This is a genomic window from Sphingomonas sp. RB1R13, from assembly GCF_036663775.1.
Classification (GTDB): Bacteria; Pseudomonadota; Alphaproteobacteria; order Sphingomonadales; family Sphingomonadaceae; genus Sphingomicrobium.
Map to the genome: position 1 here is coordinate 1 of NZ_JAXOJM010000092.1, position 1,107 is coordinate 1,107.

A 1,107-nucleotide genomic window follows, 5' to 3' on the forward strand; every position below is an offset into this window, starting at 1 on the left:
CCTGTAAGGCTTTGCCTATCTGGCGCTTGTTATCGATCTCTACTCGCGCCGCGTGGTGAGCTGGTCGATGCAGAGCCGACAGTCCACCAATGTAGTGCTGCAGGCGCTGCACATCGCGGTATGGCGGCGCAAGCCGAAGCAGCGGGTGCTGATCCACTCCGACCAAGGCTCGCAGTTCACCAGCATGGAGCGGGTTGCTTTCATCCGCGCGCACAATCTTTAGCCCCTGATGAGCCGACGCAGCAACTGCCTCGACAAGGCCATCGCCGAGAGCTTCTTCTCCTCGCTCAAGCGTGAGCGCATCCGGCGCCACACCTACCAAACCCGCGACGCGACGCGACAGAACGTGTTCGATTACATCGACGTGTTGTACAACCCGGTGCGCAAGCAAGTCAGGAACGGACTGCTTTCGCCAGTCGAATTCGAACGGCAAAAGATTTTGAAAGCGGAAGGCATCTAGAACACCAGGGGCTACTCACTCACGCATTCCGGGTAGCACGGGCCGCGCATCACTCGTGCTACATCCCGATGCCAAGCCCGCGGCTGCGGGTCCGCCCGATCATCTGCTCGAGCTCCCGGCCAACACTGGCGCCGGTGTTGTTGCCAAGACCCAGCTGCTCCTTGCGATTGCGCAGGATGGACTCGACCTGTGGGTCACGTTCCACGCCTTTGGCCATGCCCATCATCTGGTCTGCGACCCGGTTGGCGCGCGTCTCCTCGTGATCACGCATTAGCAGGCTCCGCTGACGTTCCAGCGCCTGCCAGCGCTGGACAAAGACATCGGCGCGGAGCGCAGGATTGTCGCGCATCTCGGCTTCAAGCTGCATGGCTCGGATCGCTGCTGTCGTGCGCCCCTGTGCCGTCTCCCCGATCAGACGCAGATCACACGCCATGGCCCGTTCAAGATCCTGCGACGCTTGCGGGGCAAACGTGTCGAGCAACGCTCGGCTGGTGCGCAATTCGTGACGCTGCTCCGGTGTGTACGGCGCACCAATGCTTTGCTCATGCCGCATGGCCTGGACTATGCGGCCATGGCGGGCCACGGCATCGCCAAGCTCGGATGCACGGGCGTGTGCAGCGATGACAGGCTTGCTCGGCGAAGGCGGC

At 62.5% G+C, this 1,107-nt stretch carries 2 pseudogenes; one reads left to right on the forward strand and one right to left on the reverse strand.

The features are described from left to right. Positions 1 to 7: 7 nt before the first annotated feature. A pseudogene (locus U1700_RS15165) lies at positions 8 to 460 on the forward strand (IS3 family transposase); the annotation flags it as partial. Between the two features lie 58 nt (positions 461 to 518). On the opposite strand, the pseudogene U1700_RS15170 reads toward U1700_RS15165, so the two are convergent. Continuing rightward, positions 519 to 1,107: pseudogene (locus U1700_RS15170) on the reverse strand (Ti-type conjugative transfer relaxase TraA); the annotation flags it as partial.